Source organism: Streptomyces sp. (assembly GCF_035563135.1).
In the GTDB taxonomy this organism is placed as follows: domain Bacteria; phylum Actinomycetota; class Actinomycetes; order Streptomycetales; family Streptomycetaceae; genus Streptomyces.
Genome location: NZ_DATMVN010000097.1, coordinates 1 through 15860 on the forward strand (window position 1 = coordinate 1; position 15860 = coordinate 15860).

At 70.5% G+C, this 15860-nt stretch carries 13 protein-coding genes and 1 pseudogene; 5 read left to right on the plus strand and 9 right to left on the minus strand.

From position 1 onward, the window contains the following. Both VN520_RS04110 and coxB read right to left on the minus strand, forming a co-directional pair. Positions 1 to 1426 (minus strand): cbb3-type cytochrome c oxidase subunit I (locus VN520_RS04110; RefSeq protein WP_325745458.1); only part of this gene is annotated, 1426 nt, incomplete at its 3' end. After that, the gene (gene coxB, locus VN520_RS04115) at positions 1423 to 2391 is read right to left on the minus strand and encodes a cytochrome c oxidase subunit II (protein WP_325745459.1); all 969 of its coding nucleotides are present in this window, start codon (positions 2389 to 2391) and stop codon (positions 1423 to 1425) included. The genes VN520_RS04110 and coxB, both read right to left, overlap by 4 nt. Before the next feature lie 270 nt (positions 2392 to 2661). On the opposite strand from coxB, the gene VN520_RS04120 reads away from it, so the two are divergent. After that, positions 2662 to 4044 (plus strand): cysteine desulfurase/sulfurtransferase TusA family protein, encoded by a 1383-nt coding sequence (locus tag VN520_RS04120; RefSeq protein ID WP_325745460.1) that lies wholly within the window; start codon positions 2662 to 2664, stop codon positions 4042 to 4044. Positions 4045 to 4068: 24 nt separating this feature from the next. Here VN520_RS04120 and VN520_RS04125 read toward each other — a convergent pair whose 3' ends face one another. Then, positions 4069 to 5043 carry a carbohydrate kinase family protein gene (locus tag VN520_RS04125; protein WP_325745461.1) on the minus strand — a complete coding sequence of 325 codons (975 nt, stop codon included), beginning with the start codon at positions 5041 to 5043 and terminating at the stop codon, positions 4069 to 4071. A 160-nt stretch (positions 5044 to 5203) separates the two neighbouring features. On the opposite strand from VN520_RS04125, the gene VN520_RS04130 reads away from it, so the two are divergent. Both VN520_RS04130 and VN520_RS04135 read left to right on the plus strand, forming a co-directional pair. After that, positions 5204 to 5401 (plus strand): hypothetical protein, encoded by a 198-nt coding sequence (locus VN520_RS04130; protein ID WP_325745462.1) that lies wholly within the window; start codon positions 5204 to 5206, stop codon positions 5399 to 5401. A gap of 132 nt (positions 5402 to 5533) precedes the next feature. Beyond that, positions 5534 to 7030, plus strand: a complete 1497-nt coding sequence (locus tag VN520_RS04135; RefSeq protein ID WP_325745463.1) for a hypothetical protein — start codon at positions 5534 to 5536, stop codon at positions 7028 to 7030. Positions 7031 to 7102: 72 nt separating this feature from the next. On the opposite strand, the gene VN520_RS04140 is transcribed toward VN520_RS04135, so the two are convergent. Further along, a complete protein-coding gene (locus VN520_RS04140; protein ID WP_018103583.1) occupies positions 7103 to 7459 on the minus strand; it encodes an iron-sulfur cluster assembly accessory protein in 357 nt (118 codons plus the stop codon). Between the two features lie 221 nt (positions 7460 to 7680). On the opposite strand from VN520_RS04140, the gene nadA reads away from it, so the two are divergent. Next, entirely contained in the window at positions 7681 to 8868 is a 1188-nt protein-coding gene (gene nadA, locus VN520_RS04145; RefSeq protein WP_325745464.1) for a quinolinate synthase NadA, read from the plus strand. Between the two features lie 83 nt (positions 8869 to 8951). Here nadA and VN520_RS04150 read toward each other — a convergent pair whose 3' ends face one another. The 5 genes from VN520_RS04150 to VN520_RS04170 all read right to left on the minus strand — a co-directional run bounded on the left by VN520_RS04150 (position 8952) and on the right by VN520_RS04170 (position 15434). After that, positions 8952 to 12104: an efflux RND transporter permease subunit gene (locus VN520_RS04150; protein WP_325745465.1), complete on the minus strand. Its 3153-nt coding sequence runs from the start codon at positions 12102 to 12104 to the stop codon at positions 8952 to 8954. A 187-nt stretch (positions 12105 to 12291) separates the two neighbouring features. Further along, on the minus strand, positions 12292 to 12981 hold the full coding sequence (locus VN520_RS04155; protein ID WP_325745466.1) for a response regulator transcription factor: 690 nt from the start codon (positions 12979 to 12981) through the stop codon (positions 12292 to 12294). Continuing rightward, positions 12978 to 14243: a sensor histidine kinase gene (locus tag VN520_RS04160; RefSeq protein ID WP_325745467.1), complete on the minus strand. Its 1266-nt coding sequence runs from the start codon at positions 14241 to 14243 to the stop codon at positions 12978 to 12980. Before VN520_RS04160 ends, VN520_RS04155 begins: the two co-directional genes overlap by 4 nt. A gap of 119 nt (positions 14244 to 14362) precedes the next feature. Further along, positions 14363 to 14641 (minus strand): PspA-associated protein PspAA, encoded by a 279-nt coding sequence (pspAA, locus tag VN520_RS04165; RefSeq protein WP_325745468.1) that lies wholly within the window; start codon positions 14639 to 14641, stop codon positions 14363 to 14365. A 10-nt stretch (positions 14642 to 14651) separates the two neighbouring features. Next, positions 14652 to 15434, minus strand: a complete 783-nt coding sequence (locus VN520_RS04170) for a PspA/IM30 family protein (RefSeq protein WP_325745469.1) — start codon at positions 15432 to 15434, stop codon at positions 14652 to 14654. A gap of 131 nt (positions 15435 to 15565) precedes the next feature. On the opposite strand from VN520_RS04170, the pseudogene VN520_RS39545 reads away from it, so the two are divergent. Continuing rightward, positions 15566 to 15860: pseudogene (locus tag VN520_RS39545) on the plus strand (hypothetical protein); the annotation flags it as partial.

Consider the following 15860-nt stretch of genomic DNA (forward strand, 5'->3'; position numbering starts at 1 on the left):
CGGTGAAGCCGTCGGCGGCGAGGTAGTCCGCGTACCGGCGGGGCATGCCCTCGGCGCCCAGCCAGTGCTGCACCAGGAAGGTGCCGTGGAAGCCGACGAACAGCGTCCAGAACGTCATCTTCCCGAGCCGCTCGTCCAGCATCTTGCCGGTGAACTTCGGCCACCAGAAGTGGAATCCGGCGAACATCGCGAAGACCACGGTGCCGAAGACGACGTAGTGGAAGTGCGCGACGACGAAGTACGAGTCGGAGATGTGGAAGTCCAGCGGCGGCGACGCCAGGATCACGCCGGTCAGACCACCGAAGGCGAAGGTGATCAGGAAGCCGACCGACCAGAGCATCGGCGTCTCGAAGGACAACGACCCCTTCCACATCGTGCCGATCCAGTTGAAGAACTTCACACCGGTCGGCACCGCGATGAGGAACGTCATGAAGGAGAAGAACGGCAGCAGTACACCGCCGGTGACATACATGTGGTGCGCCCACACGGTCACCGAAAGGCCGGCAATGGCGATCGTCGCGGCGACCAGACCGATATAACCGAACATCGGCTTGCGGCTGAACACCGGAATGATCTCGGAAATGATTCCGAAGAACGGTAGAGCGATGATGTACACCTCTGGATGGCCGAAGAACCAGAAGAGGTGTTGCCAGAGCAATGCGCCGCCGTTGGACGCGTCGAAGATGTGCGCACCGAATTTACGGTCCGCCTCCAGCGCGAAGAGCGCGGCGGCCAGGACGGGGAAGGCCAGCAGGACCAGGACAGCGGTCAGCAGGACGTTCCAGGTGAAGATCGGCATGCGGAACATGGTCATGCCCGGCGCGCGCATGCAGATGATCGTGGTGATGAAGTTGACCGAGCCGAGGATCGTGCCGAAGCCGGAGAAGGCCAGACCCATGATCCACATGTCGGCGCCGATGCCCGGCGAACGGACCGCGTCCGAGAGCGGGCTGTAGGCGAACCAGCCGAAGTCCGCGGCGCCCTGCGGTGTGAGGAAGCCGCCGACCGCGATGGTCGAGCCGAACAGGTAGAGCCAGTAGGCGAACATGTTCAGCCGCGGGAACGCCACGTCGGGGGCGCCGATCTGCAGCGGCATGATCCAGTTCGCGAATCCGGCGAACAGCGGCGTCGCGAACATCAGCAGCATGATCGTGCCGTGCATCGTGAACGCCTGGTTGAACTGCTCGTTCGACATGATCTGCGTGCCCGGACGGGCCAGCTCGGCGCGCATGAAGAGCGCCAGGAGACCACCGATGCAGAAGAACGCGAACGAGGTGACCAGGTACATCGTGCCGATCGTCTTGTGGTCAGTGGTGGTCAGCCACTTGACGACGACACTCCCCGGCTGCTTGCGCCGCACCGGCAGCTGGTCCTCGAAGGAAGGATCTGCTGCCGCGGCACCCTGGGATTCATTGAGGATGCTCACAGTTTGTTCGTCTCCGCATTCCTGGCCGGGTCCGTCTGCTCGATGCCTGCCGGCACGTAGCCCGTCTGACCCTTCTCCGCCAGCTCCTTGAGGTGCTGCTGGTAACGCTCGGGAGAGACGATCTTGACGTTGAAGAGCATCCGGGCGTGGTCGACGCCGCAGAGCTCGGCGCACTTACCCATGTAGGTGCCCTCCTTCTTCGGCGTGACCTCGAAGGAGTTGGTGTGGCCCGGAATGACGTCCTGCTTCATGAGGAACGGCACCACCCAGAAGGAGTGGATGACGTCACGCGAAGTCAGGACGAAACGGACCTTCTCGCCCTTCGGCAGCCACAGGGTCGGGCCCGGGTTGCCGTTCTGCGGGTTGCGCGTACCGGGGATGCCCACGTCGTGGACGCCGCCGGCGCCCTGGGGGAAGTCCTTGCGGTACTTGTCGGGGATGGCGGCGAGCTCCTTGGGGACCTCGTTGCCGGCGGAGGGCTGGCCCTCCACCTTCTCGATGTAGTTGAAGCCCCAGCTCCACTGGTAGCCGACCACGTTGATGGTGTGGGCGGGCTTGGGAGTGAGTTCGAGGAGCTTCGATTCATCGCGCGCGGTGAAGTAGAAGAACACCGAGACGATGATGAGGGGGACCACTGTGTACAGCGCCTCGATAGGCATGTTGTACCTGGTCTGCTGGGGTACCTCCACCTTGGTCCTGCTTCGCCGGTGGAAGATGACGCTCCACAGGATCAGCCCCCAGACGAGGACGCCCGTGGCGAGCGCTGCCGCCCACGAGCCCTGCCAGAGGGAGAGGATCCGAGGGGCCTCTTCCGTTACCGGGGTGGGCATACCGAGGCGGGGGAAATCCTCCCAGTTGTATGAACAACCGGAGGCCGTCGCCAGGACCAGGCCCGCAGTCAGCACCTGCGGCAGCTTCCGCCGCATCGGGCGCCGCGACGAGCGGTCGGAGCCGTTGGGACTCACGTAGCGCCTTCCCGAGAGTCTCGCCCGCACGGTCGGCGCGGCCGTCTCGCTTGGTCGGTCGCCGGCCCTGACGCGGGCAGGGTTTGGATGTTTATGCGGACCAAACCCTACTGGACGCTATTTGGGGCCGCGCGGGGAGGGTGCCCAACGCGCCGCACGACACCCCGAAGGGATGGAATGCGAGCCTCCGGCCGTCATCTGACGCTCCCTCTCCCGGCCCGGCGGCAGCCGGCCGCCTGGTCACAGCCCCGAGCGGGCTAGCGTGAGGGTGTGCCCTACTTCGATGCGGCTTCCTCCGCCCCCCTGCATCCCGTCGCCCGCCAGGCGCTGCTTGCCTCACTGGACGAGGGCTGGGCCGATCCCGCCCGGCTCCACCGCGAGGGGAGGCGGGCCGCGATGCTGCTGGACGCGGCCAGGGAGACCGCGGCGGAGGCGGTCGGATGCCGCCCGGACGAACTCGTCTTCACCTCGTCCGGCACCCGGGCGGTGCACTCCGCGGTGGCCGGAGCGCTCCGTGGACGTCGGCGTGTCGGCCGCCATCTGGTGCTCTCCGCCGTCGAGCACTCCTCGGTCCTTCGTTCGGCCGCGGCCCTGGAGGCGGAGGGCGGCTCGTTCACCGAGGTGCCGGTGGACCGGTCCGGGGCGGTGGACCCCGCCGCGTACGGCCGGGCGCTGCGCGCGGACACCGCGCTGGCCTGTCTGCAGTCCGCCAACCACGAGGTGGGGACCGAACAGCCGGTGGCGGAGACCGCCGAGCTCTGCGCCGGGGCGGGGGTGCCGCTGCTGGTGGACGCCGCGCAGTCGCTGGGCTGGGGGCCGGTGCCCGGCCGCTGGTCGCTCCTGACCGCGAGCGCCCACAAGTGGGGCGGGCCGGCCGGGGTCGGGCTGCTGGCCGTGCGCAAGGGGGTCCGGTTCGCTCCCGGAGGCCCCGCCGACGAACGGGAGTCGGGCCGGGCCGCCGGCTTCGAGAACATCCCGGCGATCGTGGCGGCTGCGGCCTCGCTGCGGGCGGTGCGCGCGGAGGCCGCGGCGGAGGGCGCCCGGCTGCGCGCCCTGGTGGACCGCATCCGGGCGGCCGTGGGGGCACGGGTGCCCGACGTGGAGGTGGTCGGCGATCCGGTCCGGCGGCTGCCGCACCTGGTCACCTTCTCCTGTCTCTACGTCGACGGGGAGGCATTGCTCCACGAGCTCGACCGGGCCGGTTTCTCCGTCTCCTCCGGATCGTCCTGCACGAGCAGCACCCTGACGCCCAGCCATGTCCTCAAGGCGATGGGGGTGCTCTCCGAGGGAAACATCCGCGTGTCGCTTCCGGCCGGGACGACGGAGGAGGAGACCGACGGCTTCCTCGACGTACTGCCGGGTGTGGTGGCCGAGGTGCGGGCGAGGCTCGGCGCGCCCGCTGCGGCGGCCCCCTCCCCCGCGCCCCGGGCCTCGCTCGTCGTCGACGCGCTCGGCAGGCGCTGCCCGATCCCGGTGATCGAACTCGCAAAGGTGATCGGAGAGGTACCCGTGGGCGGCACGGTGACGGTGCTCTCGGACGACGAGGCGGCCCGTCTCGACATCCCGGCCTGGTGCGCGATGCGCGAACAGGAGTACGTGGGCGAGGAGCCGGCGGACCATGGATCCGCCCACGTGGTCCGCCGGCTCCGGTGAGCCCTGTGCCCCTGCTTCCGCGCCCTAGGAGAGGTGCTTGCGGACCTCGGAGGCCGCCTCGTCCCCGTAGGCCTTGGTGAAGCGGTCCATGAAGTTCGTACGGCGCAGGGTGTACTCCTGGGTGCCGACCGTCTCGATGACCAGGGTCGCGAGCATGCAGCCGACCTGGGCGGCGCGCTCCAGGCCCACGCCCCAGGCGAGACCCGAGAGGAACCCGGCCCGGAACGCGTCGCCGACGCCGGTCGGGTCGGCCTTGCGCTCCTCCTCCGCGCAGCCGACCTCGATGGGGTCCTGGCCGGCCCGCTCGATGCGGACGCCGCGTGCTCCGAGGGTGGTGACCCGGTGGCCGACCTTGGAAAGGATCTCCTCGTCGCTCCAGCCGGTCTTGGACTCGATGAGCCCCTTCTCGTACTCGTTGGAGAAGAGGTACGTCGCGCCGTCGAGCAGGATGCGGATCTCCTCGCCGTCCATCCGGGCGATCTGCTGCGAGAAGTCGGCGGCGAACGGGATGCCCCGGGAGCGGCACTCCTCGGTGTGCCGGAGCATCGCCTCGGGGTCGTCGGCGCCGATCGAGACGAGGTCGAGGCCGCCCACACGGTCGGCGACGCTCTTGAGCTCGATCAGCCGGGCCTCGCTCATCGCTCCCGTGTAGAAGGAGCCGATCTGGTTGTGGTCGGAGTCCGTCGTGCAGACGAAGCGCGCCGTGTGCAGGACTTCGGAGATGCGGATCGAGCCGGTGTCGACGCCGTGCCGGTCGAGCCAGGCGCGGTAGTCGTCGAAGTCGGCCCCGGCGGCGCCGACCAGGATCGGCTGCGTGCCGAGCACACCCATGCCGAAGGCGATGTTGGCCCCGACGCCGCCGCGGCGTACGTCGAGGTTGTCGACCAGGAAGGAGAGCGAGACCGTGTGCAGCTGATCAGCGACCAACTGGTCCGCGAATCGGCCGGGGAAGGTCATGAGGTGGTCTGTGGCGATGGAGCCGGTGACTGCGATGCGCACGGGGAGGCTTCTCCTGCGGAAGACGAAGGGAACGCGTGAGGGCCCCCTCCGGGACGGCATGACAGTTCACGCTACCCGGTGGCGCCCTCAGGCCCGAACGGGCAGAACTACCCGATAGTAGGGCTTTCTACCTGAGTGCTGCCGTGCGTACGGTGCGGTTATGTCGAACACCATCGTTCCGCGTGAGTCCGAGATGAGCCTGGCCGAGCTGCGCGGTGACTGCGCACGGATGGCACCGCACTGGGTCGTACCCGCGAAGACCGCCGCGGAGCCGGTGGAAGCCTCCCGCATCCACGGCGTCACGGTGCCGCCGTCGTCGGCCCGGCTGATCGACGCCATGTCCGACTACGGGGACTGACCGGCCGGACCGGGCGGCTCCCCCGCACCCGCCGGGGGAACCGCGCACTCCTCCGCTCCGTCCCACCGTCGTCCCCACCGGGGGGACAGGCGCCGAAGCCAGTGGCGGCCAAGCAGACGAAGGAGCGATCCGGTGAGCACCGAGCGATCCGAGAACGACGTGACCGGCTCCCGGCGGCGTTCGCCGCTCGTCGTGACCTCGGTGGCGGCAGCGGTACTGCTGGCCGGTGGTGGCGGTGCGTACTGGGCGTCGAACACCCCGGGCGAGGCCGGCCCCGGTCTGCGGCCCGGCCCCGGGACCGGCTCGCCCCCGCCGCTCTCCCTCGGCCTCCCGCCGGACGGCGGCCCCTCGGCGCCCCCGCACGGCATCGCGCCGGGTGAGCCGGACCCCCGTGGCAGCACGACCGTCTACCGCGCCCCGGAAGAACTGCCCGACGGCCCGGACACGGCCGCGGTCCACCGCGCGACGGGCCCGGTGACCGCGGCCGAGGTGACACGCCTCGCGAAGGCCCTCGGAGTGCGGGGGACGCCGCGCGCCGAAGGCACCGCCTGGAAGGTGGGCAGTGACGGGGACGGGTCGGGCCCTCTCCTGCGGGTGGCCGGGCAGGCTCCGGGCACCTGGACCTTCGCCCGGTACGGCTCCGGCGGCCCGGACGCCTGCGGGCCGGCACCGAGCTGCTCGAAGGACGCGGCGCCGGGGGCCGGCACCGATTCCGGCACCAATTCCGGCACCGGCTCCGGCACCGGCTCCGGCTCGCCGGTGAGCGAGAAGGCCGCCAGGGCGGCGGCGGTTCCGGTGCTGAAGGCGGTGGGCCAGGAGGGCGCCGCGCTCGACGCGGATCAGCTGATGGGGTCCGTACGCGTGGTGAACGCCGACCCCGTCGTGGGCGGGCTGCCGACCTACGGCTGGTCCACCGGGATCCAGGTGGGCGCCGGGGGCGAGATCGTCGGCGGCAGCGGGCACCTCAAGGGACTGGAGAAGGGCGACAGCTATCCGGTGACCGGCGCGGACGACGCGCTGAGGCAGCTGAACGCGCAGGGCCGGCAGTCGGCGGGACCCGGCACCGGCGGCTGCGCGACCCCGGAGCCGCTGGAGGGCGATCCGGCGCCGCCGAAGAAGGACTGCGCCACGCGGGGCGGGACTCCGCCGTCCACCACGGTCACGGTCGAGAAGGCCGAGTTCGGGCTCGCGGCGCGGTACGCGGACGGCGGGCAGATCCTCGTGCCCTCGTGGCTCTTCTCCGTGCGGCCCGAGCGGGGCGGCCCCGCGGACACGGTCGTCCAGATCGCGGTGGACCCGGATTACGTGGCGCAGGAGAGCGCGGGGCCCTCTCCGGAGCCCACGAAGGACCCGGGCGGTACGGGCGGCGGTACGGGGATCACCTCGTACAGCGCGGACGGCCGGACGCTGGAGGTGACGTTCTGGGGCGGCGTGTGCAGCACGTACACGGCCCGCGCCGCGGAGGACGGCAGCACGGTGCGGGTCACGGTCGTCGAGTCGGAGCCGGAGCCCGGGAAGGTCTGCATCAAGATCGCCAAGGAGCTGACCCGGACGGTGACGCTGGACGCGCCGCTGGACGGCCGGAAAGTGGTGGACGCGGAGTCGGGCGAGAGGGTGCCGCGCGTCTGATCCCGTCTGCACGTACGACGGCGGCGGCGCTCCCGGAACCGGGAGCGCCGCCGCCGTCGTACGACTCAGGGTTCAGCTGAAGGAGTCACCGCAGGCGCAGGAGCCCGTGGCGTTCGGGTTGTCGATCGTGAAGCCCTGCTTCTCGATGGTGTCCACGAAGTCGACGGAGGCGCCGCCCAGGTACGGGGCGCTCATCCGGTCGGTGACGACCTTGACGCCGTCGAAGTCCTTCACGACGTCACCGTCGAGCGAGCGCTCGTCGAAGAAGAGCTGGTACCGCAGGCCCGAGCAGCCTCCGGGCTGAACGGCGACGCGCAGCGCGAGGTCGTCCCGGCCCTCCTGCTCCAGCAGGGCCTTGACCTTGGCTGCGGCGGCGTCGGACAGGAGGATGCCGTCGCTCACGGTGGTGGTCTCGTCCGATACGGACATCTGCTTCTCTCCCGGGTTGTACGGACTGCTTGCCGACGGTCCAACCATCGGGGCCGCGGATTCATTCCGGGCCAGGCGCGTGTCTGTTCACCTTCATGCTCGCACACCACCCGTACGAGGGGATGCGTCACATCGACGCTATCGGCATCGTCAAACTGACACGAAGCGGATATGATAGATAACGTCAATTAGACGAAAAGGCTTTTCGCGGAAAAGAAAGGGTGCGTGTCGTGACCACCGCCCAGCCCCTGGATGTCCAGCCGACACCCCTCGCCCTTCTGCTGCTCGGCCGCGAGGCCGACCCGCGGAGCGAGCGCGGGGTCGAATGCCCCGGCGACCTGCCCTCCCCGTCCGACCCGGACCTGGTGGAGCGGGCGCGTGCCGCCAAGGAGAAGCTCGGGGACAAGGTCTTCGTGCTCGGCCACCACTACCAGCGCGACGAGGTCATCCAGTTCGCGGACGTCACCGGCGACTCCTTCAAGCTCGCCCGGGACGCGGCGGCGCGGCCCGAGGCGGAGTACATCGTCTTCTGCGGCGTGCACTTCATGGCCGAGTCCGCCGACATCCTGACGGGCGACGACCAGAAGGTCGTCCTGCCGGACCTGGCCGCCGGCTGCTCGATGGCCGACATGGCCACCGCGGAGCAGGTCGCCGAGTGCTGGGACGTGCTGACGGAGGCCGGGGTCGCCGACCAGGTCGTGCCCGTCTCGTACATGAACTCCTCCGCCGACATCAAGGCCTTCACCGGCAGGCACGGCGGCACGATCTGCACCTCGTCCAACGCGGAGCGGGCGCTGGAGTGGGCCTTCGAGCAGGGCCAGAAGGTGCTTTTCCTGCCGGACCAGCACCTGGGCCGCAACACGGCGGTGCGGGACATGGGGATGAGCCTGGAGGACTGCGTCCTCTACAACCCGCACAAGCCGAACGGCGGTCTGACCGCCGAGGAGCTGCGTGCCGCGAAGATGATCCTGTGGCGCGGGCACTGCTCGGTGCACGGACGCTTCTCGGTGGAGTCCGTCAACGACGTACGGGAGCGGATTCCGGGCGTCAACGTGCTGGTGCACCCGGAGTGCAAGCACGAGGTCGTGGCCGCCGCGGACCACGTCGGCTCGACGGAGTACATCATCAAGGCCCTGGAGGCCGCGCCGGCCGGCTCCAAGTGGGCGATCGGCACGGAGCTGAACCTCGTGCGCCGGCTGGCGAACCGTTTCGCCGCCGAGGACAAGGAGATCGTCTTCCTCGACAGGACGGTGTGCTTCTGCTCGACGATGAACCGGATCGACCTGCCGCACTTGGTGTGGACCCTGGAGTCCCTGGCCGAGGGGAACCTCGTCAACCGGATCCAGGTCGACGCGGAGACGGAGAAGTTCGCGAAGCTGGCACTGGAGCGGATGCTGGCGCTGCCGTAGGGCTGCCGGATGCCCCACGGGAAGGCCCCCGGCACCGCGTCGCGCGGTGCCGGGGGCCTCTTGTGCACGGCTGCGGCCGGGTGTCAGGCCTTCGCCGGCTCCGGCTCCCGGGAGGCGGCTCCCTCCGCCTCCGGGGCGTCGCCGCCGGACCGGGCCCCGCGCCTGTCCGCCTTCTTCTTCGCGCGGCGCTCCTTGCGGAGCTCGACCATCGCGTAGAGCGTCGGCACCAGGAGCAGGGTCAGCAGCGTGGAGGTGATGAGACCGCCGATCACCACGACCGCCAGCGGCCCGGAGATGAAGCCTCCTTCGCCCGTGACGCCGAGCGCCATCGGGAGGAGGGCGAAGATCGTCGCCAGTGCCGTCATCAGGATCGGGCGCAGACGGTGGCGACCGCCCTCGACGACCGCCTCGACGACGCCCATGCCCTGCGACCTGTACTGGTTGATCAGGTCGATGAGCACGATCGCGTTGGTCACCACGATACCGATCAGCATCAGCATGCCGATCATCGCCGGGACACCCAGCGGGGTGCCGGTGATGACGAGGAGACCGATGGCGCCGGTCGCCGCGAAGGGGACGGAGACCAGCAGGATCAGCGGCTGGATGAGCGACCGGAAGGTGGCCACCAGCAGCATGAAGACGATCGCGATGGCCGCCAGCATGGCCAGGGCGAGCTGCATGAACGCCTCGTCCTGGTCCGCCGTGACGCCGCCGATGGTCGCCGTGGCGCCCTCCGGCAGGTCCAGGGCGTCGATCTCGGTCTGGAGCGAGGTGCTGACCGCGCCCGTGTTGTCACCGGTCGGCTTGGCGGTGATGGTCGCCGCGCGCTGCCCGTCGATCCGGGTCATCGAGACCGGGCCGGGGACCAGCTTCACGTCGGCGATCTCGCCGAGCTTCACCGGGCCGAGCGGCAGGGCCTTCAGCTCGGCGATCGTGGTGGCCGGGTCGGCGGACTTCACCAGGACGTCACGCTCCGTGTCGTCCATGATCGCCTTGCCGGACGGGGTGCCGCGCACCGCACCGGCGACCGCCGCACCGAGCGTGGTCTCGTTGAACCCGGCGGCCGCCGCCTTGTCGTTGGCCTTGACCGAGATGCGCGGGACGCTCTGCGACAGGTCGCTCTGGACGTCGGTGACGTCGTCGAGCTTGGCGACCTCGGCCCGTACCGCTTCGGACGCCTTCTTCAGTACGTCCGCGTCGGCGGCCTTGACCACGACGCTCAGGTCCTGGCTGCCGAAGCCGCCGCCCGCCGCGATGGTGGTGTCCCCGATGCCGTCGAGCTTGCCGAGGGCCTCATCGATCCGCTCCTGGGTGGCGTCGTGGTCCGCCGAGTCCTTGAGGGTGACCTGGTAGGACGCCTGGTTGGTGCCCGTGCCGCCGCCGAAGGCCGCCATGAAGCCGGAGGAGCCGACGGTGACCTGGTAGTCCTCGACGCCCTCGTCCGCGGCGAGCACCTTCTCGACCTTCCGCGCCGCCTTGTCGGCCGCCGCCAGCCCCGTGCCGGGAGTCAGCTCCTGCTGGATGGCGAGGACTTCCTGCTCACCCTGGTCGAGGAAGTTCGTCTTCAGCAGGGGGGCCATGCCGAAGGTGCCGAACAGGACGGCGAACGCGATGACGATGCTGGTGACGCGGCGACGGGTCGCGAAGCGCAGCACCGGGACGTAGAGCCGCTGGAGCCGGCTGGCCGCTTCCTTCTCCTCGGCCTTGCGGCGCGCCTCGTCGGGATCGGCGTCGGTGCCCTTGGGAGCCCGCAGGAACCAGTACGAGAGGACCGGGACCACCGTCAGCGAGACCAGCAGGGATGCCAGCAGGGCCGCCGTCACGGTGAGCGAGAACGAGCCGAAGAGCTGGCCGACCATCCCGCCCACGAGACCGATGGGCAGGAACACCGCGACGGTGGTGAGCGTGGACGCGGTGACCGCGCCGGCGACCTCCCTGACCGCGGTGATGATCGCCGACTGGCGCTCCTCGCCGTACCCGAGGTGCCGCTTGATGTTCTCCAGGACCACGATCGAGTCGTCGACCACACGGCCGATGGCGATGGTCAGGGCGCCGAGCGTGAGCATGTTCAGCGAGAGGTCACGGGTCCAGAGCACGATCAGCGCGAGGACGACGGAGAGCGGGATGGAGACCGCGGTGACCAACGTCGAGCGGATCGACGTGAGGAAGATCAGAATGACGACGACCGCGAAGATCAGGCCGAGCGCGCCCTCGGTGGTCAGCCCGGAGATCGACTTCGAGACGGCCGGGCCCTGGTCGGAGACGACGGTCAGCTCGGCGCCCGCGCCGAGGTCCTCGCGCAGGCCGGGAAGCTTGTCCTGGACGCCGTCCGAGATGGCGACGGCGCTGCCGTCCTGGTCCATCGTCGCGCTGACCGCAAGGCTCGGCTTGCCGTTCGTACGGGTGAGGGAGACCGCGGTGGCGGGCTCCTGCTTCACCGTGGCGACGTCACCGACGCGAACCGGCTCGCCGGGCCTGCCCGTCGCCGGGTCCTGTGCGGAGACCTTCAGGTCCTCGATCTGCTGGAGGGAGGTGAAGGAGCCGCCCACCTGGATGGTGCGGCTCTTGCCCGCCTCGGTGAAGGAGCCGGCCGGTACGGTGGCGCCGCCGGCCTGGAGGGCCTGGGCGAGCGAGGCGGCGTTGAGGCCCGCCGCCGCGAGCTTCCTGTCGTCCGGGACGACGGAGACCTGGAGTTCCCGGACGCCGTCGACCGTGACCTGGCCCACGCCGTCGATCTCCTCGATCGCGGGTACGACCGTGCGCTCCAGCTGGTCGGCGAGGGCCTGCTGGTCCTTGTCGGAGGTGACAGCGAGGACGACGGTCGGCATGTCGTCCGTCGAACCGGCGATGACCTGCGGGTCCACATCGTCGGGCAGTTGGACGCGGGCGCGGTTCACGGCCTGCTGGATGTCGGCGACGAGCTGCTTGGTGCCCTCGTCACCGAAGTCGAAGGTCGCCATGATGACGGCGCTGCCCTCGCCGGCGGTCGAGGTGATGCCCTCCACGCCGTCGACGGCCTTGATGGCGTTCTCAAGAGGTTCGACGACCTGCTTCTCGACCACGTCGGGGGACGCACCCTGGTAGGGGGCCAGCACCGACACCATCGGGAGCTCGATGGTGGGCAGCAGTTGCTGCTTGAGCTGCGGGATCGCTATCGCTCCGAAAACGAGCGCGACGATCGAGATCAGCCCGATCAGGGCCCGTTGCGCGAGGCTGAATCTGGACAGCCAGGACATGGGTGGATCTCTCTTCTGTGGCTTACGCGGCAGGTGGGCGGCTGTTCGGCGACCGCGCGTCGGCAGTCGCGGGGGACACACAGCCCGCCCCCTGTACGTTCGCCGGTCCTGCGAGCGAAATCGTCGCCCGCAGGTTGCTTTTCCTGTGCCGCGCATACCGCAGCTGGAGTAGCCGGACGTACAACCGTCACTCCGTCCTGGGTCGGACCAGGCCCGATTCGTAGGCAATGACGACCAATTGCGCCCGGTCCCGCGCGCCGAGTTTCGCCATCGCCCGGTTCACGTGGGTCTTCACGGTGAGCGGGCTGACGACGAGCCGGTCGGCGATCTGGTCGTTGGAGTGCCCGCCCGCGACCTGGACGAGCACCTCGCGCTCGCGTCCCGTGAGCGCGGCGAGGCGCTCGGAGTACTCCGCGCCGTCCGGGCCCTCGGCCGAGCCGCCGCCCTGGGCGAGGAAGCTGGCGATGAGGCCCTTGGTCGCGACCGGGGAGAGCAGCGCCTCGCCGGCCGCGGCGACACGGATGGCGGTGAGCAGTTCGTCCGGTTCCGCGCCCTTGCCCAGGAAGCCCGAGGCGCCGGCCCGCAGGGACTGCACCACGTACTCGTCCACCTCGAAGGTGGTGAGCATGACGATCCGCACGTCCGCCAGGTCCGGGTCCGCGCTGATCATCCGCGTGGCGGTGAGGCCGTCGGTGCCCGGCATCCGGATGTCCATCAGCACGACGTCGGCGCGGGTGGAGCGGGCCAGGTCCACGGCCTGCGCCCCGTCCGCGGCCTCCCCGACGACCTGCATGTCGGGCTCGGAGTCGACCAGCACCCGGAACGCGCTGCGCAGCAGCGCCTGGTCGTCGGCGAGCAGCACCTTGATGGGCGTCATGCGCATCCCCCCGTCGCCCCCACCGCGCCCGGCCCTTCCGGCGCGCGTGTGCGGGGCGTGACGGGCAGGATCGCATGGACCCTGAATCCGCCTCCGTAACGGGGGCCCGCGGTGAGGGTGCCGCCGAGGGCGGTGACGCGCTCGCGCATACCGATCAGGCCGTGCCCGCCGCCGTCGGCCGGCGCGGGACGGGGGCCGGTTCCCCTGCCGTCGTCGAGCACGGTGACCTCCGCGGTCCCCCCGACCCGTACGACGCTCACCTCGGCCCTGGCGTCCGCGCCCGCGTGCTTGCGCACATTGGTCAGGGCCTCCTGGATGATCCGGTAGGCCGCGAGGTCGGCCGCCGCGGGCAGCGGGCTCCCGGGGTCGGTGCAGGCCACCTCGACGGGGAGCCCGGCGTTACGGAAGGTGTCGACGAGGGTGCCGAGGACGGCGAGCCCGGGGGCGGGCTCCGTGGGGGCCTCCGGGTCGCCGGACTGGCGCAGCAGCCCGACCGTGGCCCGCAGTTCGTCGATGGCGGAGCGGCTGGCTTCCCGTACGTGGGCGAGTGCCTCCTTCGCCTGGTCGGGGCGCTTGTCCATGACGTGGGCCGCGACCCCGGCCTGGACGTTGACCAGGGCGATGTGGTGGGCGACGACGTCGTGCAGGTCCCGGGCGATCCGCAGCCGTTCCTCGGCGACCCTGCGGCGGGCCTCCTCCTCGCGGGTGCGCTCCGCGCGTTCGGCCCGTTCCCTGATCGCGTCGATGAACGCGCGTCTGCTGCGGACCGCGTCGCCGGCCGCCCCGGCCAGGCCGATCCAGGCGAGGACGGCGAGGTTCTCCTGGCTGTACCAGGGCGTCGTGCCGGCCGCCATCGCGGTCACGGCGAGCACGCCCATGGTCAGCAGGCCGGCCCGCCAGGTGGTGGGCCGGTCGGTGCCGGCCGCGACGGTGAAGAGCGCGACGACCGCGCTCATCACGACGGGGGCGGGCGGGTCCGCCAGGGCGAACTCGGCGGCGGACAGCAGCCCGGTCACGGCGAGGACCGCCATGGGCCCGCGCCGGCGCAGGACGAGCGCCCCGGCGCCGAGCACCATCAGCAGCACACTCGCGGGTCCGGGCGCCCGGGCTCCGAGGACGGGCCCGTGGGCCGGACCCGGCTCGGCGAACGACACGCAGATCATGCAGGTGAGCACGGCCGCGGCGAGACCGCAGTCGAAGGCGAGGGGGTGGCCGCGCAGCCAGCGGCGGGCGCGCAGGAGCCCGGTTCCGAGGGTGGTCACATCGAGCTACGGTACGGCGTGCCGCCGACGGTGCGGTCCGGCCGGTGCCCACAGCACGATGCCCCGCCGGGCCGGGCGGGGCATCGTGCGGAGTGCGGAGTGCGGAGCGGTCCGGCCGGTCAGCCGGGGATCAGCCCGTCGTCGCGGAGCATGGAGCGCACCTCTTCGAGGGTGGCGTCGGGTGACGGCAGGATCAGTTCGGACGGTTCCAGGGAGTCGTCGGGGAGCGGCGAGCCGAGCTCGCGCACCTGGTCCAGAAGCGCGTGGAGCGTGGTGCGGAAGCCGGGTCCGTCACCGCTCTCCATCTCCGCGAGGAGTACGTCGTCGAGCTTGTTCAGCTCGGCGAGATGGCTGTCGGCCAGTACGACCTGGCCCTCCCCCATGATCCGTACGATCATGACGCCGCCCTTACTGCTTGTCGAACTTGTGCGGGGACTGCTGCGACCGGGGTGCCGCGTCCTGGGCGCCGCCCTCGATGGCCTGCTGCTGGCCGGCGGATCCGCCGGCCAGTTCGGCCTTCATGCGCTGCAGCTCCAGTTCCACATCCGTACCACCGGAGATCCGGTCCAGCTCGGCGGCGATGTCGTCCTTCGCCGTGCCGGAGGGGTCGTCGAGAGCCCCGGAGGCCAGCAGCTCGTCGATGGCTCCCGCACGCGCCTGGAGCTGCTGGGTCTTGTCCTCGGCCCGCTGGATGGCCAGGCCGACGTCGCCCATCTCCTCGGAGATGCCGGAGAAGGCCTCGCCGATCCGGGTCTGGGCCTGGGCCGCGGTGTAGGTGGCCTTGATGGTCTCCTTCTTCGTCCGGAAGGCGTCGACCTTGGCCTGCAGGCGCTGAGCCGCGAGAGTGAGCTTCTCCTCCTCGCCCTGCAGCGTCCGGTGCTGCGTCTCCAGGTCCGTGACCTGCTGCTGGAGGGCGGCGCGCCGCGACAGCGCCTCGCGGGCCAGGTCCTCGCGGCCGAGCGCGAGCGCCTTGCGGCCCTGGTCCTCCAGCTTGGACGACTGCCCCTGCAACTGGTTGAGCTGCAGCTCCAGCCGCTTGCGCGAGGTCGCCACATCGGCGACGCCGCGGCGTACCTTCTGAAGCAGCTCGAGCTGCTTCTGGTACGAGTAATCGAGGGTCTCGCGCGGATCCTCGGCCCGGTCAAGGGCCTTGTTTGCCTTCGCGCGGAAGATCATTCCCATACGCTTCATGACACCGCTCATGGGCTTCGCGCGCCCCCTTCTGACGGACTGAGCTCCAGCACTCCAACAGAACCCACAGTACGGGCCCTGTCTCCATTACCGCACTGTTCGAGCACGGATGTGCTCCTCCGCAAGGACGACTGCCGCCGGCGGCCGCTCCCGCGCAGGGAGTAGACGGGCGTCAGGGTCGATGTCGGCGGAGTCCGTTCTGCCCCTGTCGGGACACTTTTCAGGACGCGGGCCGTTGCCGGATCGTTCCCGGCCGGTCCCCGGCAGCCCCGGCCGACCCCGTACCCTTGGGTTTTGTGTTCCGTAGCCGCTCCAAGGAAGAGAAGGCCCCCACCGGCAAGGTGACGGCGGACCTCTCCAAGACGCCCCGCGACCCTCAGGCTCCCAAGGGTCGCCCCACCCCCAAGCGCAGCGAGGCCCAGACGC